The sequence below is a fragment of the Erythrobacter sp. JB1-4 genome (assembly GCF_057365025.1).
Genome location: NZ_CP200292.1, coordinates 3,289,965 through 3,315,584, shown reverse-complemented (window position 1 = coordinate 3,315,584; position 25,620 = coordinate 3,289,965). Strand labels below are relative to the sequence as shown.

The 25,620-nt window shown below is 55.4% G+C and carries 25 protein-coding genes; 10 read left to right on the top strand and 15 right to left on the bottom strand.

What is annotated here, in order from left to right; all coding sequences use genetic code 11:
- Positions 1-235: 235 nt before the first annotated feature.
- The 3 genes from AC0V61_RS15555 to AC0V61_RS15545 are packed head-to-tail and all read right to left on the bottom strand — an operon-like array spanning position 236 to position 3,301.
- Positions 236-1,447 carry an MFS transporter gene (locus tag AC0V61_RS15555; RefSeq protein ID WP_486159602.1) on the bottom strand — a complete coding sequence of 404 codons (1,212 nt, stop codon included), beginning with the start codon at positions 1,445-1,447 and terminating at the stop codon, positions 236-238.
- A gap of 29 nt (positions 1,448-1,476) precedes the next feature.
- Positions 1,477-2,388 (bottom strand): haloalkane dehalogenase, encoded by a 912-nt coding sequence (locus AC0V61_RS15550; protein WP_486159017.1) that lies wholly within the window; start codon positions 2,386-2,388, stop codon positions 1,477-1,479.
- 49 nt (positions 2,389-2,437) lie between these two features.
- Positions 2,438-3,301, bottom strand: a complete 864-nt coding sequence (locus AC0V61_RS15545; protein ID WP_486159015.1) for a mechanosensitive ion channel family protein — start codon at positions 3,299-3,301, stop codon at positions 2,438-2,440.
- A 247-nt stretch (positions 3,302-3,548) separates the two neighbouring features.
- On the opposite strand from AC0V61_RS15545, the gene AC0V61_RS15540 reads away from it, so the two are divergent.
- From AC0V61_RS15540 to AC0V61_RS15530, 3 genes are all read left to right on the top strand, one after another.
- A complete protein-coding gene (locus AC0V61_RS15540) occupies positions 3,549-3,848 on the top strand; it encodes an FtsB family cell division protein (protein WP_486159013.1) in 300 nt (99 codons plus the stop codon).
- Between the two features lie 171 nt (positions 3,849-4,019).
- On the top strand, positions 4,020-5,111 hold the full coding sequence (gene pdhA / locus AC0V61_RS15535) for a pyruvate dehydrogenase (acetyl-transferring) E1 component subunit alpha (protein WP_486159012.1): 1,092 nt from the start codon (positions 4,020-4,022) through the stop codon (positions 5,109-5,111).
- 3 nt (positions 5,112-5,114) lie between these two features.
- Positions 5,115-6,476, top strand: coding sequence for a pyruvate dehydrogenase complex E1 component subunit beta (locus AC0V61_RS15530; RefSeq protein ID WP_486159010.1), 1,362 nt, complete (start codon positions 5,115-5,117; stop codon positions 6,474-6,476).
- 96 nt (positions 6,477-6,572) lie between these two features.
- Here the strand turns inward: AC0V61_RS15530 and AC0V61_RS15525 are convergent, their stop codons facing one another.
- From AC0V61_RS15525 to AC0V61_RS15515, 3 genes are read right to left on the bottom strand one after another with little or no spacing between them, the layout of a single operon-like run.
- Positions 6,573-7,274: a TadE/TadG family type IV pilus assembly protein gene (locus AC0V61_RS15525; RefSeq protein ID WP_486159008.1), complete on the bottom strand. Its 702-nt coding sequence runs from the start codon at positions 7,272-7,274 to the stop codon at positions 6,573-6,575.
- A complete protein-coding gene (locus tag AC0V61_RS15520; RefSeq protein ID WP_486159006.1) occupies positions 7,271-7,867 on the bottom strand; it encodes a TadE/TadG family type IV pilus assembly protein in 597 nt (198 codons plus the stop codon). The genes AC0V61_RS15525 and AC0V61_RS15520 overlap by 4 nt, the downstream gene beginning before the upstream one ends.
- Positions 7,867-9,819, bottom strand: a complete 1,953-nt coding sequence (locus AC0V61_RS15515; protein WP_486159004.1) for a pilus assembly protein TadG-related protein — start codon at positions 9,817-9,819, stop codon at positions 7,867-7,869. The genes AC0V61_RS15520 and AC0V61_RS15515 overlap by 1 nt, the downstream gene beginning before the upstream one ends.
- A 194-nt stretch (positions 9,820-10,013) precedes the next feature.
- Here AC0V61_RS15515 and AC0V61_RS15510 point away from each other — a divergent pair, with 194 nt between their 5' ends.
- Entirely contained in the window at positions 10,014-10,697 is a 684-nt protein-coding gene (locus AC0V61_RS15510) for a hypothetical protein (RefSeq protein ID WP_486159002.1), read from the top strand.
- 43 nt (positions 10,698-10,740) lie between these two features.
- On the top strand, positions 10,741-11,205 hold the full coding sequence (locus AC0V61_RS15505) for an EF-hand domain-containing protein (RefSeq protein ID WP_486159000.1): 465 nt from the start codon (positions 10,741-10,743) through the stop codon (positions 11,203-11,205).
- Here the strand turns inward: AC0V61_RS15505 and trmFO are convergent.
- Positions 11,202-12,587, bottom strand: coding sequence for a methylenetetrahydrofolate--tRNA-(uracil(54)-C(5))-methyltransferase (FADH(2)-oxidizing) TrmFO (gene trmFO, locus AC0V61_RS15500; RefSeq protein ID WP_486158998.1), 1,386 nt, complete (start codon positions 12,585-12,587; stop codon positions 11,202-11,204). The genes AC0V61_RS15505 and trmFO overlap by 4 nt on opposite strands.
- Before the next feature lie 61 nt (positions 12,588-12,648).
- Here trmFO and AC0V61_RS15495 point away from each other — a divergent pair, with 61 nt between their 5' ends.
- Positions 12,649-13,299, top strand: coding sequence for a lysoplasmalogenase family protein (locus AC0V61_RS15495; protein ID WP_486158996.1), 651 nt, complete (start codon positions 12,649-12,651; stop codon positions 13,297-13,299).
- Here the strand turns inward: AC0V61_RS15495 and AC0V61_RS15490 are convergent.
- Positions 13,296-14,123, bottom strand: coding sequence for a TauD/TfdA dioxygenase family protein (locus AC0V61_RS15490; RefSeq protein WP_486158994.1), 828 nt, complete (start codon positions 14,121-14,123; stop codon positions 13,296-13,298). The genes AC0V61_RS15495 and AC0V61_RS15490 overlap by 4 nt on opposite strands.
- Positions 14,124-14,174: 51 nt before the next feature.
- On the bottom strand, positions 14,175-16,961 hold the full coding sequence (gene gyrA, locus AC0V61_RS15485; RefSeq protein WP_486158992.1) for a DNA gyrase subunit A: 2,787 nt from the start codon (positions 16,959-16,961) through the stop codon (positions 14,175-14,177).
- Between the two features lie 352 nt (positions 16,962-17,313).
- Here gyrA and AC0V61_RS15480 point away from each other — a divergent pair, with 352 nt between their 5' ends.
- Positions 17,314-18,681 (top strand): hypothetical protein, encoded by a 1,368-nt coding sequence (locus AC0V61_RS15480; RefSeq protein WP_486158990.1) that lies wholly within the window; start codon positions 17,314-17,316, stop codon positions 18,679-18,681.
- 61 nt (positions 18,682-18,742) lie between these two features.
- On the opposite strand, the gene AC0V61_RS15475 is transcribed toward AC0V61_RS15480, so the two are convergent.
- Genes AC0V61_RS15475 through AC0V61_RS15465 form a run of 3 tightly spaced genes read right to left on the bottom strand, consistent with a single transcriptional unit; the run spans position 18,743 to position 20,723 of the window.
- Positions 18,743-19,384, bottom strand: a complete 642-nt coding sequence (locus AC0V61_RS15475) for a carbonic anhydrase (protein ID WP_486158988.1) — start codon at positions 19,382-19,384, stop codon at positions 18,743-18,745.
- Positions 19,385-19,419: 35 nt separating this feature from the next.
- A complete protein-coding gene (locus AC0V61_RS15470) occupies positions 19,420-19,731 on the bottom strand; it encodes a P-II family nitrogen regulator (protein WP_486158986.1) in 312 nt (103 codons plus the stop codon).
- Positions 19,728-20,723, bottom strand: a complete 996-nt coding sequence (locus AC0V61_RS15465; RefSeq protein WP_486158984.1) for a sodium-dependent bicarbonate transport family permease — start codon at positions 20,721-20,723, stop codon at positions 19,728-19,730. The genes AC0V61_RS15470 and AC0V61_RS15465 overlap by 4 nt, the downstream gene beginning before the upstream one ends.
- Positions 20,724-20,862: 139 nt before the next feature.
- Between AC0V61_RS15465 and lipA the strand changes: the two genes are divergently transcribed.
- Positions 20,863-21,807, top strand: coding sequence for a lipoyl synthase (lipA, locus tag AC0V61_RS15460; RefSeq protein WP_486158982.1), 945 nt, complete (start codon positions 20,863-20,865; stop codon positions 21,805-21,807).
- Positions 21,807-22,268, top strand: a complete 462-nt coding sequence (locus AC0V61_RS15455) for a type II toxin-antitoxin system RatA family toxin (protein WP_486158980.1) — start codon at positions 21,807-21,809, stop codon at positions 22,266-22,268. Before lipA ends, AC0V61_RS15455 begins: the two co-directional genes overlap by 1 nt.
- Here AC0V61_RS15455 and AC0V61_RS15450 read toward each other — a convergent pair.
- The 3 genes from AC0V61_RS15450 to AC0V61_RS15440 are packed head-to-tail and all read right to left on the bottom strand — an operon-like array spanning position 22,229 to position 24,535.
- Positions 22,229-22,741, bottom strand: a complete 513-nt coding sequence (locus AC0V61_RS15450; protein ID WP_486158978.1) for a CinA family protein — start codon at positions 22,739-22,741, stop codon at positions 22,229-22,231. The genes AC0V61_RS15455 and AC0V61_RS15450 overlap by 40 nt on opposite strands.
- Positions 22,742-22,748: 7 nt before the next feature.
- On the bottom strand, positions 22,749-23,318 hold the full coding sequence (locus AC0V61_RS15445; protein WP_486158976.1) for a hypothetical protein: 570 nt from the start codon (positions 23,316-23,318) through the stop codon (positions 22,749-22,751).
- Positions 23,315-24,535 (bottom strand): bifunctional 2-C-methyl-D-erythritol 4-phosphate cytidylyltransferase/2-C-methyl-D-erythritol 2,4-cyclodiphosphate synthase, encoded by a 1,221-nt coding sequence (locus AC0V61_RS15440; RefSeq protein WP_486158974.1) that lies wholly within the window; start codon positions 24,533-24,535, stop codon positions 23,315-23,317. The genes AC0V61_RS15445 and AC0V61_RS15440 overlap by 4 nt, the downstream gene beginning before the upstream one ends.
- Before the next feature lie 54 nt (positions 24,536-24,589).
- On the opposite strand from AC0V61_RS15440, the gene dusB reads away from it, so the two are divergent.
- Positions 24,590-25,612 (top strand): tRNA dihydrouridine synthase DusB, encoded by a 1,023-nt coding sequence (gene dusB, locus AC0V61_RS15435; protein ID WP_486158972.1) that lies wholly within the window; start codon positions 24,590-24,592, stop codon positions 25,610-25,612.
- Positions 25,613-25,620: the final 8 nt, after the last annotated feature.

Genomic DNA, 25,620 nt, shown 5'->3' with positions numbered 1-25,620 from the left:
GTGCACCGTGCCGTTCGGAAATGGATGCCGTAGCGCCCTTCGTATGTCGGCTGCTCTTACGAGCAAACCGGGGTGGCTTTTTGAGATCGTTCGGTGGAAGCCTGAGAAAGGAAAGGTTAGGGGTTTTCCTCTTTCGGCGAGTTCCGTAGCGAGCTCTTTACCTCTTTAGGCACATGGTTGCTAAAGAGCACTACCAATTACCTAGGGACTGCTACGTAGCCCCTCTGTTTCGCCCTTATTTTTCGCCGCGCTTTTCGTTTCGGCGCGACGCATAGCAAAGCGCCACATTGAAGAGCGACATGAGCAATACCAAGGCGCAGGTGCCCTCCCAGCCGCCCCAGTCATAAACACTCGTGCCAAGAATACTCCCTAAAGCGCCGCCGATGAACATCAGCACGACATAGGAGGTGCTAAGCCGCGTGCGGATTTCCGGCTCGAGATTTAAGAATGTCATGCGGCCCGTCACATCGACCGAAGGACCAACAGCATTGATAATGACAAGCGGCACGATGAGAGCCCAAACATTCCAACCAAGCGGATAAAGGAATATAATGCCTACAAGCTGGACAAAGCTGACCGCCAGCCTTGCCCGCTTTGCGCCCACTTTGTCCGCCCATTGGCCAAGGCGCGGCGTCATAAAGACGCTGACCAACGCGATCCCTGCCAGATATCCTACCGTGTCGACACCGTATCCCATGGTGTCGCTTGTTAGGTGGAGCGCCATGCCTAACCACAATGCGATAAAGCTTCCGAAATTGAGCCCCTGAATAACACCCGAGGTGAGCATATCGTGGTTGGATTTTGCGAGGGTGAAAACCGATGCGAGGAGCGCGCCATAGGTTTTGCTAGTCTCGCTCTTTCGCCGCGTTTCGGGTCCGCTCTCGTCGCGCATAACAATGGGCAGGAAAAGGCTCACACTGATCATAAGCACGACGGCCACCCAATACACCGTGCGCCAGCCAAAATGCTCAGCCACTATTCCTGCACCAACGCGCGAGAAGAGAACCCCAAACACAAGGCCAGCCGTCAGGAGCGCTGTAACTTGGCCCAGCCTTTCCGGCGCGACCCGCTTCGAGGCAAAGGCCGGGATAATATAGGGAGCTATGGTCACAAACCCGAGGAGGGTTGAGGCAAGTGTGAACAGCGCGAAACTGTCTGACAGCGCCATCCCGAGGAGAAACACCGTTTGTGCGGTGACGAAAAGGATCGAAAGCCGCCTATTCGAATAGCGATCACCCAGCGGAAGAAGCAGGAAAATGCCCAATGCAAGCGCCAACTGGTTGAGCGCAGGCACAATGCCGATTTGCGCCTTACCCACCCCAAAAGCCTCAGCCACCTCGCTGATAATGGGGTGGATGTAATAAGCATTGGCGCAGACGACCGAAACCGTGACGGCAAGACCAAATTCTTGCCGCCTACTTAGGTATTGAGGAGTGACGCTGCTCAGTTCAGCTGGGTCAGCGTTCGCCGTCTCGCTCAGAGCACACCTGCTTTCCTGGCCGTGTCGATCACGCCTTGCGCCAGCTCGGCCGGGCGATCTTCTTGGCAAAAATGACCGCAGGACGAGAGCATGCCATGGGGTTGCTCCGCCGCGCCCGCGATCTTGTCGATCAAGGGTTGTGCCAGACCACCGGTGACAGGGTCATCTTCACCAAAAAGGGTCAGGAACGGTTTATCGAACCCGGCAAGACCTTTCCAAGCCGCTTTGTTTTGCTCAATCCCGTCCATGCCATCCTCTACCGGCACAAGCGCAGGGAACGCTCGGGCACCTGCTTTACTGGGCTCATCGGGGAAGGGCGCGTCATAAGCCGCAACCTCTTCGGCGGTCCGCTCGGTAGCGGTGGCGCGTTGGAGCAGTTCTCCGATCTCAAATTCGGGAGATGTCCTAGCAAACTGACGCCAAGCTAGGAATGCGGGGGAGGGCGTGCCGCCAGTGGGAAGGAAGGTGTTCGACGCCACCACATATTGGAAGCGATCAGGCGCCTCACCCACCATACGAAGGCCCAGAAGCCCGCCCCAGTCCTGACAGAATAGCCCAGCCGCCTCCCGTGCAACTGCATCACGCCACTGGCCTAGCCACGAGATGTGGCGATCGTAGGTGTAAAAGCCGATGTCATCAGGCTTATCGCTTTTGCCAAATCCAATGAGGTCAGGCGCAAGGCACCGGAAACCAGCATCGACCAACACTGGGATCATTTTGCGGTAGAGGAAGCTCCAGCTGGGCTCGCCGTGAAAGAGCAGGACGGTGGGACCGTCACGCGGCCCCTCGTCGACATAATGCATACGGCCAGAAAAACCCTCGCCCAGATCGATGTCCTGCCAATTGTCCGCAAACGGATAATCGGGAATGGCGTCGAACCGGGCGGGGTCGTGTTTCAAAATTTGCATCGGTGATCTCTCCCTCTCTCGTGCCGGTAAGAGATCACGGTGGCGACCTTTAAGCCGCCTCGCGCAATCCTTCCCGCATAGGCACAGCCTCTTTGAACGTATGCGTGATGTAGGGGAAGGGGATTTCGATCTCGGCTTTATCAAGCTCGCGTTTAATAGCGCGCACAACCTGGTCGCGGTTCATCACCGCATCAGTCCCGGATGATGCAGCCCACCAACGGACGCGAAAATCGACCGAACTGGAGCCAAAGTTGTCAGCGAGCACCTGGATATCTTTGTCCTTGTTAACAAGGTCGACGCTTTCGACTGCATTGTGGAGAACGCGGCTCGCATGCTCGAGGTCGGTGTCATAGGAAACGCCGATCATCACTTCAAAGCGGCGTTCCTCAAGGTCAGTGACAACTTCGAGCGGGTCTTTGAACAGGATGGCGTTGGGAAGAACGTGAAGCTCGCCTGAGAATGCGCGAATGTGGGTTTCACGAAGAGAGATATACTCGATTTTACCGTGGATATCGCCCGTCTTAACGACGTCGCCAATCTCCATCTTCTCGCGCAGCATAATCATTACGCCTGCAAGAAAGTTCTCAAAGAAGTCCTGAAACGCAAAGCCAATGGCGACTGCGCCAATACCAAGCCCTGCTAAAAGGCCGGACGGGCTGAAATTGGGGAAGACTACCAATGCAGCGAGCATTGCGCCGGTCAGCCACATGCCGAGCCGCACCGCGGTTTCAATCAGCGCACGCAGCGAGGGGCGCAGGTCGGTTTTGCCAATGATGCGATGGCTTATCTTGCTCGCAAACTTGGCAAATATCCATGTGACAGTGAGGATGATTGCGGCGATCAAAAGCGAGGGAATTGATGCCACCGCGCCGGTGGCCATTGCATTAATCTGATCAAAAAGTGGTTGTAACATAAAAGTGATGTGTCTCCTTTGGGCGATAGACTAACAGGCTTTACCGCCCATTGGTTCCGACGTTCTTCGCAGGTGCAGCATAAGCCGAGGCAGTTCAACCCACTAAGAACGCCTGAACCGGGCTGACGCTCGCTTGATCGAAAACGGACTCAGTTAATCCCGAAAATGCGCAGGCCAGCGTATTTTGCTTGCATGGGGTGGTTAACTATGATTCTGTGAGAGTGACAGTCGAGGGACGGGGCTACCAATGCGCAAACAACCAAGAGAGCATCTAAAGCAAAGTTTTGCGCTTGTGCTTTTGGTTGTGCTTACGGTTGGCGCGATTGCGGGTCCTACCGGACTTCTTGCTTGGGCTGAAAATTCTGAAGTGCTTTCGGAGCGCGAAGCACAGATTGCGATGCTTACAGATAAGCGTGACGCATTGAAGAACCGCGTTGATCTGCTTGATCCCAATGGCGCTGATCCTGACCTTGTTGGTGAATTGGTGCGCAAAGACTTGGGCGTGATTCACCCCGATGAGATTGTAATTACACTCGAGGACGAGTGATTTTAGGGCCTTTCTGGTTTGCCCTTTTTCCAATTTTCACCGCTCTGGTAATTTAATAGCTATGCACCCGTGTTGACGTTGCGTCATCTTGGTTGGCGTGCCTATAGCGGTGGGGAGACGGGCGTTTTGGTGAAAAGCCAAAACGGTAATGACGAGAGAAGGGATCCTCACTTGGCCCAAAAACCCAAATCCAAAACACATGCTGCCACAAAGGCAGCAACACCAGCGCCATCGGATGATACAGACTTCATCCTGCACTCGCTCCAAGACGAGTTTGAAAAGGCAAAAAGGTTTGCCGCAAGCGATGAGCAGATGCTGGAATTCTATAAGCAGATGCTGCTTATCCGTCGCTTCGAAGAGAAAGCAGGCCAGCTTTATGGTCTCGGCTTGATCGGTGGTTTTTGTCACCTGTACATCGGCCAGGAAGCGGTTGCGATTGGGCTTCAATCGGCGCTCGATAACGATAAGGACAGCGTAATCACGGGTTACCGCGATCATGGCCACATGCTCGCCTATGGCATCGATCCAAAGGTCATCATGGCTGAGCTAACGGGCCGCGAAGCCGGGATTTCCAAAGGCAAAGGTGGGTCGATGCATATGTTCTCGACCGAACACAAATTTTATGGCGGCCACGGCATTGTTGGCGCGCAAGTTGCGCTGGGCGGGGGTCTGGCGCTGGCTCATCAATACAATGACGATGGCGGGCTCTGTCTTGCATATTTCGGTGACGGTGCGGCCAACCAGGGCCAAGTCTATGAGACTTTCAACATGGCGGCGCTTTGGAATTTACCCATCGTGTTCGTGGTGGAAGACAACCAATACGCTATGGGCACGTCTAGCTCGCGTTCATCAGCTGAAACCCGCTTCCACCGCCGCGGCACAGCTTTCCGCATTCCGGGCATGGACGTAAACGGCATGGACGTTCTCGAAGTACGCGCCGCTGCCGAAGTCGCTTTCAAGCACGTTCGTGATGGCAAGGGCCCAGTTCTGATGGAATTGAACACCTACCGTTATCGTGGTCACTCCATGTCTGACCCTGCCAAATATCGCACCCGCGATGAGGTTCAGGAACAGCGTGAGAACCACGATCCCATCGAGCGCCTCAAACGCAGTCTGATCGAGGGCGGTCACGACGAGGCTGACCTCAAAGCGATCGATAAAGACATTCGTAAAGTGGTGACCGAAGCAGCGGACTTTTCCGAAAGCTCACCAGAACCGAGCCCGAACGAACTCTACACCGATGTCCTGGTGGAGGAGTATTGATCGATGGCTATTGAACTTAAGATGCCCGCGCTTTCTCCAACCATGGAAGAAGGCACTCTTGCGAAGTGGCTCAAATCAGAAGGCGATACGATTGAGCCGGGCGATATCATTGCGGAAATTGAAACCGACAAAGCCACGATGGAGTTTGAGGCCATTGATGAGGGTGTGCTGTCAAAGATCCTCGTTGCTGAAGGCACAGAAAACGTCGCGGTCGGAACTGTGATCGCGCACATGGAAGGCGAGGGTGAAGAGGCTGCACCAGCACCTGCTCCAACGCCTGAACCCTCTGCGGCCCCTGTTCCAGCATCAGCGCCAACCCCAGCAGCGCCGGCTCCAGCGCCTAGCGTGCGCACCAGTGACCCAGCTATCCCGGCAGGCACAAGCTTCACGTCGACAACTGTTCGCGAAGCGCTGCGTGATGGCATGGCCGAAGAGATGCGCGCTGATCCGCGTGTCTTCGTGATGGGTGAAGAGGTCGCCGAATATCAGGGCGCTTATAAGGTCACTCAGGGCCTGCTTGATGAGTTTGGGCCCAAGCGCGTGATCGACACACCGATCACCGAATATGGCTTTGCAGGTATCGGGACAGGCGCTGCGATGGGCGGCCTTCGTCCAATCGTTGAGTTTATGACGTTCAACTTCGCGATGCAGGCGATTGACCACATCATCAACTCAGCCGCCAAAACCAATTATATGTCCGGTGGCCAGATGCGCTGTCCGATTGTGTTTCGCGGACCCAATGGTGCCGCTAGCCGCGTCGGGGCTCAGCACAGCCAAAACTACGGCCCGTGGTACGCAAGTGTACCTGGTCTGATCGTAATCGCACCCTACGACAGCTCGGATGCGAAAGGCTTGATGAAGGCGGCAATTCGGTCACAGGACCCTGTTGTCTTCCTTGAAAACGAGCTTGTCTATGGCCGGAGCTTTGATGTGCCCGATCTTGACGATCACGTCCTGCCCATCGGCAAGGCGCGTATCATGCAAGAGGGCAAAGACGTCACGATCATTAGCTATTCCATCGGGGTGGGCCTCGCGCTTGAGGCGGCGGAAACGCTTGCAGGCGAGGGTATTGAGGCTGAGGTTATCGACCTTCGCACGCTGCGCCCTCTGGATAAGGAAACTGTGCTCAAAAGCCTTGCGAAGACCAATCGCTTGGTGATCGCGGAGGAAGGCTGGCCGACCTGCTCTATCGCCTCGGAGATCATTTCGATCTGTATGGAAGAGGGCTTTGACGACCTTGATGCGCCCGTCACACGGGTGTGCAACGAGGACGTGCCTTTGCCTTATGCAGACAATCTTGAAAAACTCGCGCTGATCGATGCACCGCGCATTGTCGAGGCGGTGAAAAAGGTCTGCTACGTATAGTGGTCAAGCGGGCTGGGCGGCTGAGTAGGCCGCCCGGTTGCACTTGTGTTCGACGTCCCGCCCGTGTCGGGCGACCCGTTTATGTTGGGTGGCCGCTTAGGTTGGACGGTTTGCTGAATAGACGTTGCAATTGGCAACAGGGCTAGCCGGTGTCGTTTGGCGCAGGCCTGTAAGGTCCCGCACGTCGCGAATGTTAAACGCAGCGGTGTAGTTCAGCGTCGTGCCACCGAAAAACTCAAACGGTGTGATCGCATCATAGTCGTAAAAGACTTCTACAAAGATCACCGCTGTTCCCGGGCTTGCAACGATTGGTTGGGTAGGATCGCCCATGCCAGCGAAGCTTGTGCCACTCGCGCCAGTCCCTTGTAGGCCATAGGTCGACTGCTTGGTCTTGGCCCCTCGGCAACGCTGCCAAGCGATCCATTGGCCGCCATCGCCGTTCTGTTGCAGGCTTGATATAATCACGCGCCCGTTCTCAAAAATCCCGAAGCGCTGACCGAGTTTTTCCGCGCCGACGAGAACACCATTGATATCGGCTTCTGTGACGACTTGAGCGGCAAGGTCGCTCTCACCCACACGCGATGCGTTATCAGCAACCTGCATGGCAAGCTGGCTGATCTGCATGTGAGTAATCGAATAATAGGCGGTTTCAGTGCCCATCATTCCCATGCCAAGAACAAGCGGCGCGGCAAAGGCAAACTCCACCAGGGCGAGTGCGGAGTTGTCTCGGGCAAGCCCCCGAAGCTTTGCAGCTGCTTTACGCAGACGAGGAAAGGTTGTGACTTTAGGGGCGATCACGTGCAATTTCCTTGTGAAAAACTATCGATTTTAAGGTCGTAGGGCTGGTTACGAAGAACGGTTGAAGCGGAAAGCTCAACCTTTTCAGGAAGGCCTGCGAGCCCCGCCATCGGGAAGAGCCGGTCGTAGCTCACCTTAACGGTGTAGAGCACCGCGTCTTTCGCGCCGCCAATGCCTTCTTCGCCGCGATTGGGATCCCACTGCCCATTGTTGTTGGTATCAATGAACGGTTCGCCATTGTTGCAAATGCCATCACTGTTCCCGTCGGTGTATTCTTCTTCTTCGCCAATGTCGGTGAAGTCTGCGTGAGACAATTTCTCAAGCTCAATGGTTGCGGTCGATGGAACAACCGAGCGGATTTGTGCCTGCACTGCGGCGTCAATCGCCCCCTGGCTCGAAGGTGCGCTTTGCAAAGTAAGGTCGCGGCCCGCTTTCTGCATGGCACCGTTCATCAGTGCAGAAGTGTACTGCGAATGTGCCATGTCGAAGATGCCCATGATCATGAGGATCAGGACCGGGGAGACAATGGCGAATTCCACCAGTGTCGCACCCTCTTCGTCCCTTCGAAAGGTCTTGAGAATTGCGCTTTGCATTATTGGGTCAACCTTAGGTCTGCGATTTTCTCAGCAATGTCTTTGAACGCTTCATTAAGAGCGGCACCATCGCTTGCCTGGTAGGCACGGCCTGGAGTTGCACAATCAATTAGGTTCTGGCTGAGCGAGGTGCCGAACGCCACTACCCATACTGTGACGTTCTTATTGCGCACCGCACGGCAGGCTGCTTGGAAGCGGGCTGCATGGACTGTGGTGTTGGTCGAGGTTTGACCATCGGTCGTGATCCGGCGATCCCACCATTCATAACCATAAGGCGAATAAACGGCGTTGTTTCCGAACATCACGCCATCGGTCATGAATACCACGTGGCGCGAAATAGCGTCACCGTTTGGTGCTGTTGCATTGCGCGAGGCGAAGATACCATCAGGCGAAATCATCCGTCCGGCCCACACCATTCCAAGATCGTGATAGGTCGCGCCATCTGCAACAAAGCCATTGGCCGGGTCGAGAAAGCTCACAAGCTCATCGCGGTTTGGCATCTCATTCAATTGCCGGGCTGCAGCTGGACAGATCGTCCAGATGGGTTCTTTGTCCTCGAGTGAGCGCATGTTCCCAAGAACGTAATTGCTCGAACTGTATTTAGAGGTACCGTCTACATATCGCGGCTTTACAAGCGTCGGCAGCATCGGCGCCCACTTTTCTGCATTGGTGCTTGGCACAAGATCAATATCGAGGTCGAATGCACCGGCAGGAACAGGATCCCAAACTGTCGTGTTGACCGTGTCGGCTTCTTCGATGCAGCCGTTCCAAGTATGGGTCTCGTTGACCATATCGGCGCCGGTCGGTGCGACCAAGGCGTTGGAGCCAAAGACGCCTGAGACGTTGTAGCTGACAGGCTTATATTCCCAATCCCAAGTGTAGGGGACATCTTCGACGATAGTGATCGTTGAATCAGCCAGGTAAGACTGACGGTCAAAGTACAAACGGCATTCGCGGTTTGTTGAACTGGTCGAACCGTACCAAGTACCGCTGCTCAAGCTCAGGCTCAGGAACGTCGCAGGCCCCTCATATACAGAGACGCGCGGCGTACCTGAAGATTGGGATACCAGTGTGAAGTTGTTCAAATCATGCGAAATATAGGTGTTGTTATTCGGCTGATTGGTGAAAGCAATGTCGACACAATCGTTATAGCTGTACAAAATTTCGCTGTAATATTCCTGGTTCGGAAGGCTCTGGAAATTGTACGCATCGCCGGTTCTCACAACATCAATGCTTTCCAGCTGCGGAGTGCCGTTGGTCCGGATTGTCTCGCGCGATTGGTAAGTATGAGTGTCCTTCATCCAGTTTGCCTGAAGAAGGTCGCCCACATTGATCTGGTTTGAGTAAGGTACGATGCCATAGCGCACTTGCGCCGTCGTTGAGGTTGCAGATTCCACAGTGTCATAGAACGAGAGCGTTGCTGCTCTAAGGTCTGCGATTGGCTGGCCGCTCATCGAACCTGTCGTATCCAGAGCTAAAACAATATCGGTGTTCGCGATGTTGATATCGGCTTGGCACGTAACGCTCAACGACACCTCATTGAAGCCGAACGCGGCCATGATGCTGGTAGGCATAGTGCCCGATGCAACGCCGTTGACTTCATCGTCTTCGGTTGCGCTGTAAGTCTTCGAGAGGCCATCAATGCCAAAAAGGCCGTCAGAAAAGTTCTGATCAAAAAAGGCGTTGCCAATATCCTTTGGCGTTTTTTCCGTGTTGCCGATCTTCTCGTTGAAGTCATTTTCGGACATTGCCCGGCGAGCAGCAAGTGCCCCGGCATCACAGGCCGCCTGCAAGCGCGCTTCGGCCATATAGTAACGACTGGCATCCACGCCGCCACCCACCATCGCCATCAACGGCACAAGCGCCGCTGCAGAAATAGCTAGAGTATTTGCGGTGGAATCCTTTGCGAGTTTGCGAAAGAAACCCATGCCTATTGTCATGTCCTGGCTCATAGTGCCCTTGTCCTCAGTCTTTGATCCACGCCTGAATTGTCGCGTTATTTTTTCTATTAGACCGGGCTTTAGCGCAGAGCGGGTAAGCGGATTGCCAAACAAGGTGGTTAACAGGACCTTTCCTTAGGAACTGCGTCTTAACTCTTTTGATGAGCTGCAAACCTACGTGGCTCACTGCTTGACAAAGAGGCGCTTTGGCCGCCTATGCAAGCCCGATTATGACCCTATCTGACCGTGAAAAATTACCGCCAGAATTGGAGCTGGCTTTGGCCCATACGAGGTTGGATTACCGTGATGCGTTAAGGATTTTCTTTGAGCTTGATTTGCGTTTTTCCCGCATATTGGCGGCAACGAATGAGCCCATGCTTGGTCAAATGCGCCTCGCTTGGTGGCGCGAGATTTTGGCCAAACCGGTTTTAGAGCGTCCGAGTGGTGACATTATTCTTGATGGCATCTCTCACCACTGGAGTGGGCGAGAAGAATATCTGCTCAAACTGGTCGATGGGTGGGAAAACCTCTTGGCTGAACCTCCACTTGGAGAACACCATGCACGTGATTTTGCAAAGGCGCGCGCGGATGCAATGGGGGGCGTGTTCGTTGATGAGGCACAAAATTGGGAGAAATCAGGCGCGAGCATGATGGCGTGGTATTGGGCCCTTGCAGACCTTGCAGCGAATGTATCCGCAGGCGAAGAACGCGAGATGTTGGTGAGCTTAGCGAAGGAACAATTTTCTGCGCCAGCTTTGCGTTCGCCATTTAAAGGTGTCGCCGTCATCGGCGCTTTGGCATTGAGATCATTGAAGAAAGGTGGCCGCCCGCTGATGGAGGGACGCGGCGCTTCGGTGACAGTATTAAGAGCGACTTTCTTCGGACGCTGATCCTATGTATTCTTACCCATGGGAACCACGAAAGGGTATCACCATGCGTCAAACAGTACTTGGGGTGTTCTTAGGACTTATCTTTGCAGGTGTTGGGGTGTTTTGGTGGCAAGGCCGCGCACAGGTCGAGGAGAATGCTCCGCCTCCGCCAGAGCCCGAAGAAATTGTAGAAGTCGATCCAAACGCCTTGCCAGAAGGTGATCCGGGCGAAATGGTTGGCCCCGCACCGCCCGAAGCCTCAGAGTTAACGCGCGAAGAGCGGCGTTTCTTCCGCTATGACCGCAACCGCGACCGCAAGATTACGCGCAACGAAATGCTTTCCACCCGCGCAGACGCGTTTCGCAAACTGGATAAGGACGGCAACAATCTGTTGACCTTTGAGGAGTGGGCGGTTCGCACATCTGATCGCTTTGCCGAGATGGATGGCAATGGCGATGCAGAACTCACCGCGGCTGAATTTGCGACCTCTGCCCCCAAGCGGACGCGCAAGCCAGCCTGCCGCTGTTAAGCCGGGACTGGCTCGCGCATACTACTGATCCACTCGGCCATATCCGCTTTGGCGCGCGAGGTGTATGCCTCTTTGCGTTGTTTTTTCTTCACCTCGTGGAGCGGTGGGAACAGGCCAAAGTTCACATTCATTGGTTGGAACGTCGCCGCATCTGCATCGCCCGTAATGTGGCTGAGCAGAGCGCCAAGCGCGGTTGTTGCGGGAAGGGGTGTCCATTCCTCACCGGCGAGCTCACACGCCGCCATCATCCCTGCCACCAGACCGATAGAGGAGCTCTCCACATAACCCTCACACCCCGTGACTTGCCCGGCAAAGCGGATATGTGGCGCGGCTTTCAACCGCAGTTGCCGGTCGAGCACTTCGGGGGAATTAAGGAAGGTGTTGCGGTGGAGCCCGCCTAGCCTTGCAAACTCTGCGTTTTCAAGACCCGGAATGGTACGGAACAGTTCAACCTGTGCGCCGTATTTAAGCTTGGTCTGAAAACCCACCATGTTCCATAGCGTGCCAAGCTTGTTGTCTTGGCGCAGCTGCACCACAGCATAGGGCCAGCGGCCTTGCGGAAATTCCTCATTGGTATCGAACGGGTTGTCGAGCCCTACGCCCTTCATGGGACCATAACGCAGCGTCTCCACCCCGCGTTCGGCCATCACCTCAATCGGCATACAGCCATCAAAATAGGGCGTGTCTTTTTCCCAATCCTGAAACTCTCCCTTCTCGCCATCCATCAACCCTTGATGAAAGGCGAGATATTGCTCCTTAGTCATCGGGCAATTGATATAATCGCCATCCTCATTGGAGGCCGCCGTGGTCTTATTCCAGCGCGATTGGATCCAGCATTTTGACATATCGATGCTGTCACGGTGGACGATAGGGGCGATGGCGTCAAAGAAGGCGAGGCGTTCTTGGCCCGTGGTCCCGATAATGCTCTGAGCGAGCGATTGCGCAGTCAGCGGGCCAGTCGCAACGATAGTAAGGCCTGAGTCGGGCAACTGATCGACCCGCTCGCGCACGACTTCCACATTGGAATGGTCATGAAGAGCCTTTTCCACCTCGGCAGAAAACACATCGCGGTCCACAGCCATGGCGCTTCCAGCAGGCACACGTGCAACTTCGCCAGCGCGCATCACGATAGAATTCAGCTCGCGCATTTCGTGGTGGAGCAGGCCGACCGCGTTCTTCGTGTCATCGTCGGAGCGGAAACTATTTGAGCAGACCAGCTCAGCGAGCCCATCAGTTTGGTGTGCAGGGGTCATCTCTCCCGATCCGCGCATCTCCGAAAGGCGCACTTTCACGCCTCGGTTTGCAAGCTGCCAAGCGGCTTCACTACCGGCGAGCCCGCCGCCGATTATGTGGACATCGTGAGTGTTTGAAGGAGTTGTCATGGTGGGCGAGGTAGCCGCGTGCTAATCCGCATTCAAGGCAAGAAGAGAGGTAGACGCAGCAATGGCCAATCGCGCGCTTATGGAGCACCGTCCATGGTTGCTTGCCGGAGTGATCGCGGCGGTGGCGTATTATGTCTTGCAAGACAGCATCAAAGTTGAGCCGATAGAGATTGCGCTCAAAGGCGCAGGCGTTGGTTTTCTTGCCATTTATGCGCTGCGCCGCGCTCCGGGCACCGACGGCATGATCCTCACAATCGCTCTGGCGTTATCAGCGGCTGCTGACATGGCGTTGGAGCTTTGGTTCGAAGTGGGCGGGGCGCTCTTTGCCGCTTCGCACCTTGTCGCAGTGGTGCTCTATTTGCGCAATCGCAGGGAAAGCCCCTCGCTTAGCCAGCGCTTGCTTGGACTTGCATTATTGGTCGCGGTGCCGGCATTCTCTTATGTCCTGAGCGGGCGTGTGGATATTGCCGCCTATGCGCTTACCCTTGGCGTGATGGCCGCAGCCGCTTGGACGAGCCGCTTCCCGCGTTACCGTGTGGGTATCGGGGCATTGCTGTTTGTGGTCAGCGATTGGTTGATCTTTAGCCGCTTAGGCCCCTACGATTTCGCACCCTTGCCGGACCTGCTGGTCTGGCCACTATATTTCGCAGGCCAATTGATGATCGCAACGGGCGTTGTGCAAACCCTGCGAGGGGAATCGCCCGTACGCTAAGCGGCGATAGTCGTGCGGTGCAATTCACGCCGGTGGCCCTCATAGCCTCCCGTTGCCTTGTGGTTGAGACAGCGATTGTCCCACATGACCAACATATTGGGCTCCCATTTGTGGGTGTAATGAAACCGTTCCTGCTCGCACCATTGGTGGAGCTCCATGGTCAAGGCCATCGCCTTTTCGTCTGAATATCCTTCGAAACCGATGGTGTAGCTGATCGAGAAGAACAGCACCTCTTCGCCCGTTTCGGGATGCGGTTTGATGAGCGGATGGGTGTAAGTCGCCATTGCCGCTTCGCCGGGACGGATGGCCATGCTTCGGCCTTTGTCTTTGTCGCCATAAAGACCATCGGGCGCATAACCGCGCCTTGCGGAATGCACCGCTTTAATCTGCCGTAGTTCCTTTTTGCGAGCATCGGGGAGGGCGGCAAATGCGGCGGCCTGATCGCAGAACATAGTGTCACCGCCGATAGGAGGAATCTCGACCGCCATCAGGCATGTGGCCTTGGGAGGCTGCGCCATAAAGCTCCAGTCAGAATGCCATTGCTCGGCGAAAAGCGGGCTGGTCTCATCGGCCTCGCGCTGAATAGCGGCGATGTTCTTTCGGCCTTCAATGGGGTCGAAGAAGGGATCGTCGCCAAATTCGCCCATCGCCATGCTGAAGCGTTCAAGCGCATCGTCGTCCATACGCTGGTCCGCAAAAGCGATAACCTTGTGTTCAAGCCAAGCCTTTTGGATGGCAGTCATGAGCTCAGGGCTAAGATTGCCTGCCAAATCGACGCCACGAACGGTCGCGCCGCACGCTTGCCCCGAAGGTTCGATAATCATGTCCCTCTCCCTTAACCGTCAGGCTAGGGGGAGGGGGAATTTAGCGCAAGCTCACTCGGTCTCGGTCGTGTCGTCTGGCCCCTCAGGAGACGTCTCATCACCGCCGCCGCGCCGGTTCACCATTTCCTCGACCACTGCCTCTTCGCCTTCGTTTTCAGGCTCTTCGGTTTCGTCGATTTTTACGGCTGAGACGACATGCTCGTTCTTGCCCACGTTGAACAGGCGCACACCGGCGGTGTTGCGGCCAAGGACGCGCAAGCTTTCAAGCCCGATGCGGATAAGCTTTGCCTGATCGGTGACGAGCATCAGCTGATCACCCGTGCCAACGACAAAGCTTGCGACAACAGGGCCATTGCGCTCGATATTGTCGATGTTGACCACGCCTTGTCCGCCGCGCCCGGTTTTCCGGTATTCGTAGGAGCTCGACACTTTGCCGTATCCATTGGCGCATACGGTGAGGATAAACTGCTCTTTGCCGGTGATCTCTTCAAAGCGCTCCGGCGTCATATCGGGCTCGCCTTCGCGGTCCGCTTTGTATGGTGCGAATTTGAGGTACTGCTCGCGCTCCTCGGCAGTGGTGCCGGTGGCGCTGAGCGTAGACAGCGAGACGACTTCATTGTCATCGGCAAGCTTCATGCCCCGAACACCGGTTGAGGTGCGAGAGGTGAACTCGCGCACGTCCTCTGCGGCGAACCGGATTGCCTTACCAGTCTTGGAGGCGAGCATGACGTCGTCACCTGCTTCGACCAAACGCACTCCGATCAGATGATCATCGCTGTCCTCGTCGAAGCGCATGGCGAATTTGCCGTTTGATGGAATGTTGCTGAACGCATCCATGGAGTTGCGGCGGACATTGCCCTTTGCGGTGGCGAACACGACCGAGAGCGCGCCCCAAGTGTCCTCATCTTCGGGCAGCGGCAGAACGGTTTGGATCGTCTCGCCATCATCCAATGCGGGAAGCAGGTTGATGATCGGACGACCGCGCGTGGTTGGGCCGCCTTCGGGCAGCTTCCACACTTTGATCCGGTACACTTTGCCAGCGGTTGAGAAGAACAGCACCGGATTGTGCGTGGAAGTCACGAACATTTCGGCGATGGCATCCTCGTCCTTGGTCGACATGCCAGCGCGTCCCTTACCGCCGCGATTTTGCGCGCGGAACGTGCTGAGCGGAGTGCGCTTGATGTAGCCGTCCAACGTCACCGTCACGACCATATCATCGCGCTCGATCAGGTCTTCATCGTCCAGACCATCCCAAGCAGGCGCAATCTCAGAGACACGCGGCGTTGCGTAAGTCGCGCGGATCACCTCAAGCTCTTCGCGCATCACGGCATAGAGCTTCACCCGGTCGGCAAGGATTGAGAGATATTCCTCAATCTGATCGGCGAGCTCTTTAAGCTCATCACCAATCTCATCGCGGCCAAGCGCGGTGAGGCGGTGGAGGCGCAGATCGAGGATCGCTTTCACCTGACGCACGGACAGCTTGTATGTGCCGCCCTCTTGGTCAGCGGACGGCTCAATCGCCTCAACCAGGCGGATATATTGCGCGATATCGCCAATCGGCCATTCTTTGGCGAGCAAGCGTTCGCGCGCGGTCGCAGGGTTCGGCGCACCGCGAATGATCGCCACAATCTCATCAAGATTGGAGACCGCGACCACCAGGCCGAGCAAAATATGCGCACGTTCACGCGCACGGTTCAGTTCAAACTTGGTACGCCGGGTGATGACTTCTTCGCGAAATTGGATAAAGGCCTGAATAAAGTCGCGCAGCATGAGCGTTTCAGGACGCCCGCCGCGGATCGCCAGCATGTTTGCAGGGAAGCTGGATTGCGCAGGCGTGTGACGCCAGATCTGGTTGAGCACCACCTCTGCTGTCGCATCGCGCTTTAGATCGATGACAACCCGAACACCGGTGCGCGAGCTTTCGTCGCGAATGTCCGAGATACCCTCGATCCGCTTTTCCTTCGCGGCATCGGCGATCTTCTCCACCAACCCGGCCTTGCCTACCTGATAAGGGATAGACTTGAAGACGATGCTTTCCCGGTCGCCCTTACGCGTCTCGATCTCATGGCGGCAACGCATCAGGATCGAACCCCGGCCAGTGGTGTAGGCTGACTTCGCCCCACTTGTGCCGAGGATCAGCGGAGCCGTCGGAAAATCGGGCCCCGGAATATACTCGATCAATTCTTCCGAAGTGATCGCAGGGTTGTCCATAAAGGCAAAGCAGCCGTCTATCACCTCGCCAAGGTTATGCGGCGGCACATTGGTCGCCATACCCACCGCAATTCCCCCTGCGCCATTGACGAGCAGATTGGGAAAGCGGGCGGGCAGAACCGACGGCTCTTTCTTACGGCCATCATAGTTCGGAACGAAATCAATCGTATCCTTATCCAGATCATCCAGCAGCGTATCCGTGACCCGCGCAAGGCGCGCCTCAGTGTAACGCATGGAGGCGGGAGGATCGGGGTCCATTGAGCCGAAATTGCCCTGACCATCGATAAGAGGCACACGCATCGACCAATCTTGGGTCAAGCGGGCGAGGGCGTCATAAATCGCGCTGTCACCGTGAGGGTGGAAATCACCCATCACATCACCGACAATCTTCGCGCTCTTCACGTAAGGACGCCCAGCGACAAAATTGCCGAGCTTGGAGGCGTAGAGAATGCGGCGGTGCACCGGTTTCAACCCATCGCGCACATCGGGAAGGGCGCGGCTCACAATCACGCTCATCGCGTAATCGAGATAGCTCGTCTTCATCTCATCGACGATATCGATGCGATCATATTCGCTTGGCACAGGGGCCGAGGCGGTGGGTTCGAGAATGTCGTTGTCGTCGCTCAAAGGACAGCCTGTTTTTATAATTCTTGGATGACACCAATCTAGGGCTTCGGAGCCATTAGTGCCACTCGGACAGGCTAAGATACCGGTTCATTATGGGCTTTTTCCACAATGATGACGGTCGAGTGACAATGGCTTCGAGAATGACGCCGAACGAAGAGGGAAGGCGCACGATTGTTGCGCGGTTGAGAACCAAACAATCACTCCATTCAAACGCCATTCAGCCCGGTTGATCTAGAACGAAATTGCAATCACACTCGCGCTCGTTCATTGAGCCGCGCAGATTCACCCCCAAACCGCGCCTGTATGGACAAGAGTGCGGACCAAATAAATTCATGCTGGAGGGCATAACAAGATGATCACATTTTTCTCTCGCAAGAGCACCTCTTCGCTCGCACTCGCAATCGCCTTGGCGACCGGCAGCGCGGTCGTTGCCACAGCCGTTTTTCCAACTGAGGCAAGCGCACAGCGCAGCAAAAAGAAGGACCGCGAAAAGGAACAAGAAAGTGATGGCGGCGGCTATTCAAAAGAGTTCCGCGAGCTTTACACCCCGCTTGATGAGCTGTTGAAGCAAGAAGGCGGGGACCTCGCAAGCGCGCGCGGACAAATTGACGCGCTTAGCGGGCTTTTGAACACTTCTGATGAGAAGTATGCTGGCGGCTTTGTGTTGTTCAACTCTGGCATCAAATTGCAAGACCGTGAGCTTCAGCTTCGCGGAATGCAGGCGGTTCTTGAAAGCGGCCAGGCTCCCGCTGAGAACGTGGGACGGTTTAACTTCATTGCGTATCAAACTGCCAACCAATTGGGCAAACAGGGGCTGGCACGCACCTATCTTCAGGGTGCGATCGACAGCAATTTTACAACCGCAGACATCACGGCCTCAAGCTTGCGGCTTGCAATGATGGAAAGCTTCTTTGCGGGCGGCGAATATGACCAAGGCTTCACCTACCTTCGCGATGCGATCAACACGCAGAAATCGCAAGGACTTCAGGTGGATCAAACCTGGTATCGCCGCGGTGTAACCGTCGCTTACGAAAACGAACTTTCGCCAGCGATTTACGACATCGTGACGATGTGGCTAAGCGACTTTCCAACAGAATCCAACTGGCGCGATGCGATCAATATCTCTCGAAATCTGAACGAGTTCGAGAGTGGTGAATTGCTTGACCTTTTCCGCCTGTCACGCCGCGCAAACGCGCTTAGCGATGCATCAGACTATGACTATTACGTCGAAGTGGCAGACCCACGCCGGCTTCCAAATGAAGTGATTGAAGTCATCGAAGAAGGCAAAGCGGCTGGCGCTCTTGTTCAAAGCAATCTGTTTATGGTTGAAGCGCTTGGCATTGCAAACAATCGTATTGCCTCTGACCGAGCCGATTTGCCCGCACTTGAGAAAGACGCAATGGCGCCAACTGCCAGAATGCGCACGGTTGTGGCCGCTGGCGATGCCTTCTTGAGCTACAATGATTATTCAAAGGCTGCACGGTTCTATGAAAAGTCTTTGAGCATGCCAGGTGTGAACACTGACGAGGTTCTGACCCGCCTCGGCATTTCTCAAATCGGAACAGGTGACTACGCTACTGCGCGCAGCACTCTGAGCAAAGTATCGGGCAAGCGTCTGCCAATTGCCCGTCTTTGGACCGCATATGCGAACCAGCTTGAAGGCGCATCAAACGCTGCCCCGGCAGTCATGCCATCGGCTGCTCCTGCAACCGCTGGATAAGCGATCCGGATATTCTCTTTAAAAAGGCGCCAGGGGTAACCTTGGCGCCTTTTTTGTAAGATCAAAGCTCAGGCAAAAATGCACCTGTTTCTTCGTCGAGTGAGTACAGGACCCCTTCCGCGATTGAGAAATGTGCGCCGCGCAGTTTTAGCGTACCTGAGGCCTCTTTTTGCGCAAGCCATGGAAATGTCCTCAAATTGTCGAGACTTTGGCGCACTGCTGCAAATTCCATCGCCAACTCAGCCTTGCGTCCCTGAGTGCCATATTTGCGAGCCACATTATCGCGGGCCTCATCAAGAAGGCCTACCCAGTTTGCGATGAACGCACCCTCGCCAGGGTCAGCGCTTTCGAACGCTTTGGTGAGGGCAGCTTGACACCCTCCACACCGGCCATGTCCCATGACCACGATTTGGGCCACTTCGAGCATTTGAACAGCGTATTCGACCGCTGCTGAAACGCCTTGCTGACCGCCGGTCACCTCAAACGGAGGAACAAGAGCGGCAACGTTGCGCACAACAAAGATATCGCCCGGATCGACATCAAAAATCTGGGCCGGGTCAACGCGGCTGTCCGAACACCCGATGATCAAGAGCTTGGGATGTTGCCCATCGGCGATTGTCTCATCAAAGCGCGCTTTTTGCCGCGGGTATGTGTCCTCGCGAAAACGGCGATAGCCTTTGAGCAGCTCAGCATATTCGGGCACTTCGTTTATTCCTCCCCAGGAAAGGGAGGCAGCCTTCACTCGAACCGCTCACCCCGGATAACTTGGACATCCCACATACTGTACAGGAAGCCAAAGTTTGTAAGCATAGGTGCAAGGGCCTCTGCAAGGGCCTCTGCATTTTCTTGCGAGGCAATTGTGAGGACAAACACCTTATCGGTGCCCATAACGCTTTCCTCGCGCCAAATGCCCTCGCGGCCCTTTCCGCTGCTCACAGGCAAAATCGTCCAGCCAACGATCCCAGCTGCTTCAATTGCATCGGTCACGCGTTTTTGCAGCGCCTTATCTGTCAAGATTTCAATGCGTTTGCGGGTAACTGTCTCAATCACGGGATCCCTCCATCAACGCCAGATAGCCCAGTCAAAAAGGCAGCAAAAGCGCTTATCAAACCGATATTGATAAGCACGTTGAAAGGGAAGGTGATGCTGAGTGACATCGTCAGATAAATCCCCGGATCTGCTTCGGGCAGGGCAAGCCGCATCGCAGCGGGGACTGCGATATAACTGGCGCTTGCACACAGAACCCCCAGCGCTGCTGATGATCCTGCATCAAGGCCAATTCCCACACCCAAAGCCGTTCCCACAGCTCCATTTACGATAGGCAAGAAAATCGCGATTAGACCAAGTCGCCAAGTGACCGCTCGCGCATCGATCATCCGCCGAGCCGCGATAAGTCCCATGTCCAAAAGGAAAAAGCACAATACGCCCTTGAAGCCAGCTTCAAAGAACGGGCTGACGGGGTCAAAACCTTGAGCGCCGCCCGCCATTCCAATCACAAATGCACCCAACAGGAGCATGATCGATGAGTTGGTAAAAACCTCATGCAGCATTTCGCTTGTGCTTTGCGTGCCACCTTTACTCCCAAGACCGCGCGCAAGAACAAGGCCGCTCAAGATTGCAGGCGCTTCCATCGCTGCCATGACGGCCACCATATAGCCAGCGGGTTCGCGCGCCTGTCCGGTTAAGATTTCAGTGGCGGTCACAAAGGTTACGACACTGATAGATCCGTAGTGAGCTGCAACAGCGCCAGAGTTGATTTTGTCGAGCCTGCCAAAGGTTTTAAGCACGCCAAAAGCAAAGAAGGGCAACAAAAAGCCCGCAACAATTCCTGCTCCCAGAGCCGAAACAACCGTTGCATCGATGCCAGACTTTGAAACGGCAACCCCTCCTTTCAGGCCGATTGCCGCCATAAGGTATAAAGACATGGCCTTTGCAATGGGTTCAGGGATCGCAAGGTCTGATCGAACGACGGCTGCAAATAGGCCGAGGACAAAGAACAAGACCACCGGTGATGTGAAGGTTTGGATTGCAGTTTCTAGCATTAACTGTCCCGAATCGGTGGATGTGTTGCATCCCATTAATCATTCTTGCGGCGGAGTGTTCCCCGAACTTGGCCTAAGCCAACCAGCGGATGCATCGCTTCGCTTGCGGCGGGCGCTCATCACGCCTAAATGGGCGACCATGAACGACCTTTCGAATACGCCAGAAGCTGAGCGCCCCATGCGTCAGCGCAAGCCTGACTGGATCAGGGTCCGCGCGCCAGTGAGCAAGGGCTACCATGAGACGCGCAAATTGATGCGCGAACTTAACCTCAATACGGTGTGTGAGGAAGCGGCCTGTCCCAATATTGGCGAATGCTGGTCCAAGAAGCATGCCACAGTCATGATCCTTGGCGATGTGTGTACGCGGGCGTGTGCGTTTTGCAACGTGAAGACCGGTATGCCAAGGGCAGTTGACCCGATGGAGCCCGAGAACACCGCAGTTGCCGCTGCCAAAATGGGTCTTGAGCACATCGTTATCACCAGCGTTGACCGGGACGACCTGCCCGATGGCGGAGCAGGCCAGTTTGTCAAAGTGATCGAGGCGCTGCGCCGAAACACGCCTGACACAACGATTGAGATCCTCACACCAGACTTTCGCGGCAAAATGCGCCCCGCGGTCGAAGCGATCTGTGAAGCAGGCCCGGATGTCTACAACCACAACCTTGAAACAGTGCCGCGTCTTTATCCCACGATTAGGCCTGGCGCGCGTTATTATGCCTCGCTTCGTTTGCTCGAAGAGGTGAAGTCGCACAATCCGCTGATCTTTACCAAGTCGGGCATTATGCTGGGCCTTGGCGAAGAGCGCTTAGAGGTGCACCAGGTGATGGACGACATGCGGTCTGCCGAAGTCGATTTCATCACAATGGGGCAATATCTTCAGCCAACGCCAAAGCACGCGAAGGTTGAAGAATTTGTGACACCCAAGGCATTCAAAGCCTATGGCTCGATTGGCCGTGCGAAGGGTTTCCTCCAAGTCGCCTCTAGTCCGCTCACGCGTTCCAGCTATCATGCTGGCGATGACTTTGCCGTGATGAAAAAAGCGCGAGAGGAAAAATTGCGCAAGAAAGACCGCCTTAGCATCTGATGGTTGGTATAAGAGAAACCCGCAGACTGCCGTATAGCGCAGAGCAGATGTTTGACCTTGTGGCAGATGTCTCACGGTATCGTGAGTTTTTGCCCTGGGTAATTGCCACGCGGGTCCGCTCTGATAGCGAAACAGAAATGCTCGCGGATATGGTTGTGGGTTTTAAATCCATTCGAGAGACCTTTACCTCGCGCGTGCTGAAAACGCGCCCGCTTGAAATAGCGGTCAAATATGTCGATGGGCCGCTATCAGACCTTGATAACGTCTGGACCTTCCGCGCGGTCGATGAGAACACATGCGAGATAGACTTCCTTGTTGATTTCGAATTCAAAAACCGCGTTTTTCAAGCTTTAGCAGGTCAATATTTCGACCGCGCCTTTCGCAAGATGGTTGCAGCTTTCGAGACCCGCGCAGGCGAGCTTTACGGCAACAACAACTCAAGCGCAGTCAGTGTCGCCTGACGCCGGATAGCCGCGCGCCCTCCTGGGCCATCACCACCTTCAAAATGTTTGAGCTCGCCCTCAGGCTCGCCCTCCTGATTGCGCGTGGCGCGGGCAAAGACCACCGTACCCACTGGTTTTAACTGGGTCCCACCGCCCGGGCCTGCCACACCGCTGATCGCCACGGCAACATCGGCATTAGAGCGGTCCAATGCGCCTTGTGCCATAGCCCAAACACAGGCGACCGACACTGCGCCGAAAGTCTCAATAATATCCTGCGCAACGCCAAGGGATTCCATCTTGGCCTCGTTCGAATAGGTGACAAAGCCCCGGTCGAGAACAGATGATGACCCGGCGATCTCCGTAAGCGCACCAGCCACCAAACCGCCCGTGCAGCTCTCAGCAGTTGCAACCTTACGGCCCAGTTTTGCATTCTCTTCTATCACACGAAGCGCGAGCTCAGTGATATCATCCGGCAGCAAATAGTCGCTCATAATACGCTTACTCCGCGCCCTTAGGCTCGCTGCCGCAGATAGGTGGGTTTTTAAGATCCGCTTGTCGTGCAAGGAAAGAGGCAAGGCCTGCGATGTTTTCAGGGGGAAGGGGAGCGAGAAGCTCCATCGCTTCTGCGATATCACTGCAAGTGCTCACCTTGATATCGCGCGCAATCCGGTCATCCAGCATTTGTCCAATGACCACGTCAGCAAGAGGACGCAGCGCTTCATCGGGCATTTGCGCAAGAGCCTCGCCCATCGAATTGTCCTCGCCACTTCGCGCGGTCATAAAGACTTTCAAGAGGCGCAGGGTGCCAGGCCAACTTGCTTCCTGCCGTGCGCGAAACTGGTCCACAAAGGCGCTTGCCTCGTTGGTCATAAACGCGCTTTTCGCAAAGACCGAAGAGCACGGGCCTTGGACCGTTTCATAAAGCATCGGCATGGCATAAGTCACTGTGTCAGCAAGGTCGTCTGCCGACACGCAGGCTTGCTGAGCTGCCGCGCCCTGTGAAGAGGCGACTTGTGCACAGGTGAGGGCGGTGAGAGCCAATGCGGCACTTGCGAATTTGGTCTTCATGCAGATGTCTCCTGTGCAAACAGCGATACAATGGCCTGTGCAGCGATACCTTCGCCGCGGCCGGTAAACCCAAGCTTTTCCGTAGTGGTTGCTTTGATGCTAACCGCGCCTTCATCGAGGCCAGCGAGCCGGGCCACTTCAGCACGCATAGCGGGTCGGTGTGGGCCTATTTTTGGCGCCTCGCAGATAATTGTGAGGTCAATATTGCCAACAAGATATCCCTGCTGGGCTGCGAGTTTTACGGCGTGCTCAAGAAACTGACCGGAGCGCGCGCCTTTCCATTTTGGATCACTGGGCGGGAAATGAGTGCCGATATCGCCATCGCCAATTCCACCAAGAACAGCATCAGTTATCGCGTGAAGAGCAACATCAGCATCAGAATGCCCTGCAAGCCCGTGTGTGTGCTCAATCTTAATCCCGCCAAGCCACAATTCCTCACCCGCCTCAAGACGGTGAACATCATAACCTTGACCAATCCGAAATGGGGGCATCATCGTGCCAGCAAAATCCTCTGCAAAAGTGATCTTCTTCAGCTTTTCATCACCCTTCACCAGAGCAACTGAACGGGCGCTGTCTTTAGCGTTCGCTGCCAAGACTTGCGCATCATCGCCTGCATCTGTGCTGCCATTCCAAGCACGGTGAGCGCCAAGGATATCGTGATAACGAAAAGCTTGTGGGGTCTGAACGCGCCGCAAGGTTTCGCGTTTGGCGGAACCTGCCATCGTGTTGTGATCACCCGCAATCGCTAGACTGTCTACCACCGGGAGCACAGGAATTGCGCCAGGGTGAACGTCCAGAGCATTGATCAAACCCTCAATAACGTCAAACGGCAGGTCAGGACGCGCGGCATCGTGGATCAGGACCCGGTCAGGCGCATTCTCTTCCATCGCTTCAAGCCCGGCTCTTACCGAATCCTGCCGAGATGCACCGCCTAAGGAAAATTCAAAACCAGAAAGCCCCGAGAGTGCCTTCCTAGCATCACTCTCAGCCCCTTTCGCGATCACGATAACCAAGGGGTCAGCGCCTGCATCAAGCAGCGTCTCAACCGAATGGCGGATAACCGGTTTTCCTCGATATTCTCGGAACTGTTTTGGGGTTTCTCCGCCCACGCGCAAACCCTTGCCAGCGGCCACAATAAGGGCGGCGAATGAGGGGAGGGGGCAGCATCCGACATGCGGCTTTGCGCTTAAGGTCTGGACGCATACTTGGCAATCCACTATGCGCTGCACAAATTTTAAGCACTCTCTTATTCAGCAGTGTCCCAAAAGTTCATGTCAGACATTCCAAAGCCTCCTCCCCTAAAGCCGATTCAGATCGGCCCCGTCACAATCGACGAGCCAGTGCTGCTTGCGCCTATGACGGGCGTCACAGACATGCCGTTTCGCACATTGGTCCGGCGTTATGGTTCGGGCCTCAATGTCACCGAGATGATTGCAAGCGAGGCAGCCATTCGCGAGACGCGTCAATCGGTTCAAAAAGCAGAATGGGACAAAACCGAAGAGCCTGTGTCGATGCAGCTTGTCGGGTGTGATCCGGGTTCTATGGGTGAAGCGGCCAAGCTGCAGGAAGGCAATGGCGCTGCAATTATCGACATCAATTTCGGCTGTCCGGTGCGCAAGGTCGTAGGCCAGCTCGCAGGCTCAGCATTGATGAAAGAAGTGCCGCTTGCCACAAAGTTGATGGAGGCGACGGTCAAGGCGGTCGATGTGCCGGTTACTGTCAAAATGCGTATGGGCTGGGACCACCTTAGCCTGAATGCACCTGAAATGGCCCGGATAGCCGAAGATTTGGGCGTGAAGATGATCACTGTCCACGGCCGCACTCGCAACCAGATGTACAAGGGCAGCGCCGATTGGTCGTTTGTCCGCCGCGTCAAAGAGGCGGTGTCCATTCCCGTGATCGTCAATGGCGATATCTGTACGATTGAGGACGCGTCTCAGGCGCTTGAGCAATCGGGTGCAGACGGTCTTATGATCGGGAGGGGCGCTTATGGTAAGCCCTGGCTTCTTGGCCAAGTGATGCATTGGTGGCGCACGGGTCAAACGATCCCGACCCCCAATTTTGATGAACAATATGCGACGCTGACAGAGCATTACCAACGTATGCTCGATCATTACGGGCGCGATGTAGGCACCAAAATCGCTCGCAAGCACCTTGGTTGGTACACCAAAGGGATGCACGGCTCAGCCGACTTTCGGAACAAGGCAAATTTTATCGATAACCCCGATGAAGTTCTTGGCGAAATCGAGCGGTTCTATGAGCCTTTCCTCGGCCGCACGGCCAAGGCTGCGTGACAAAGCCA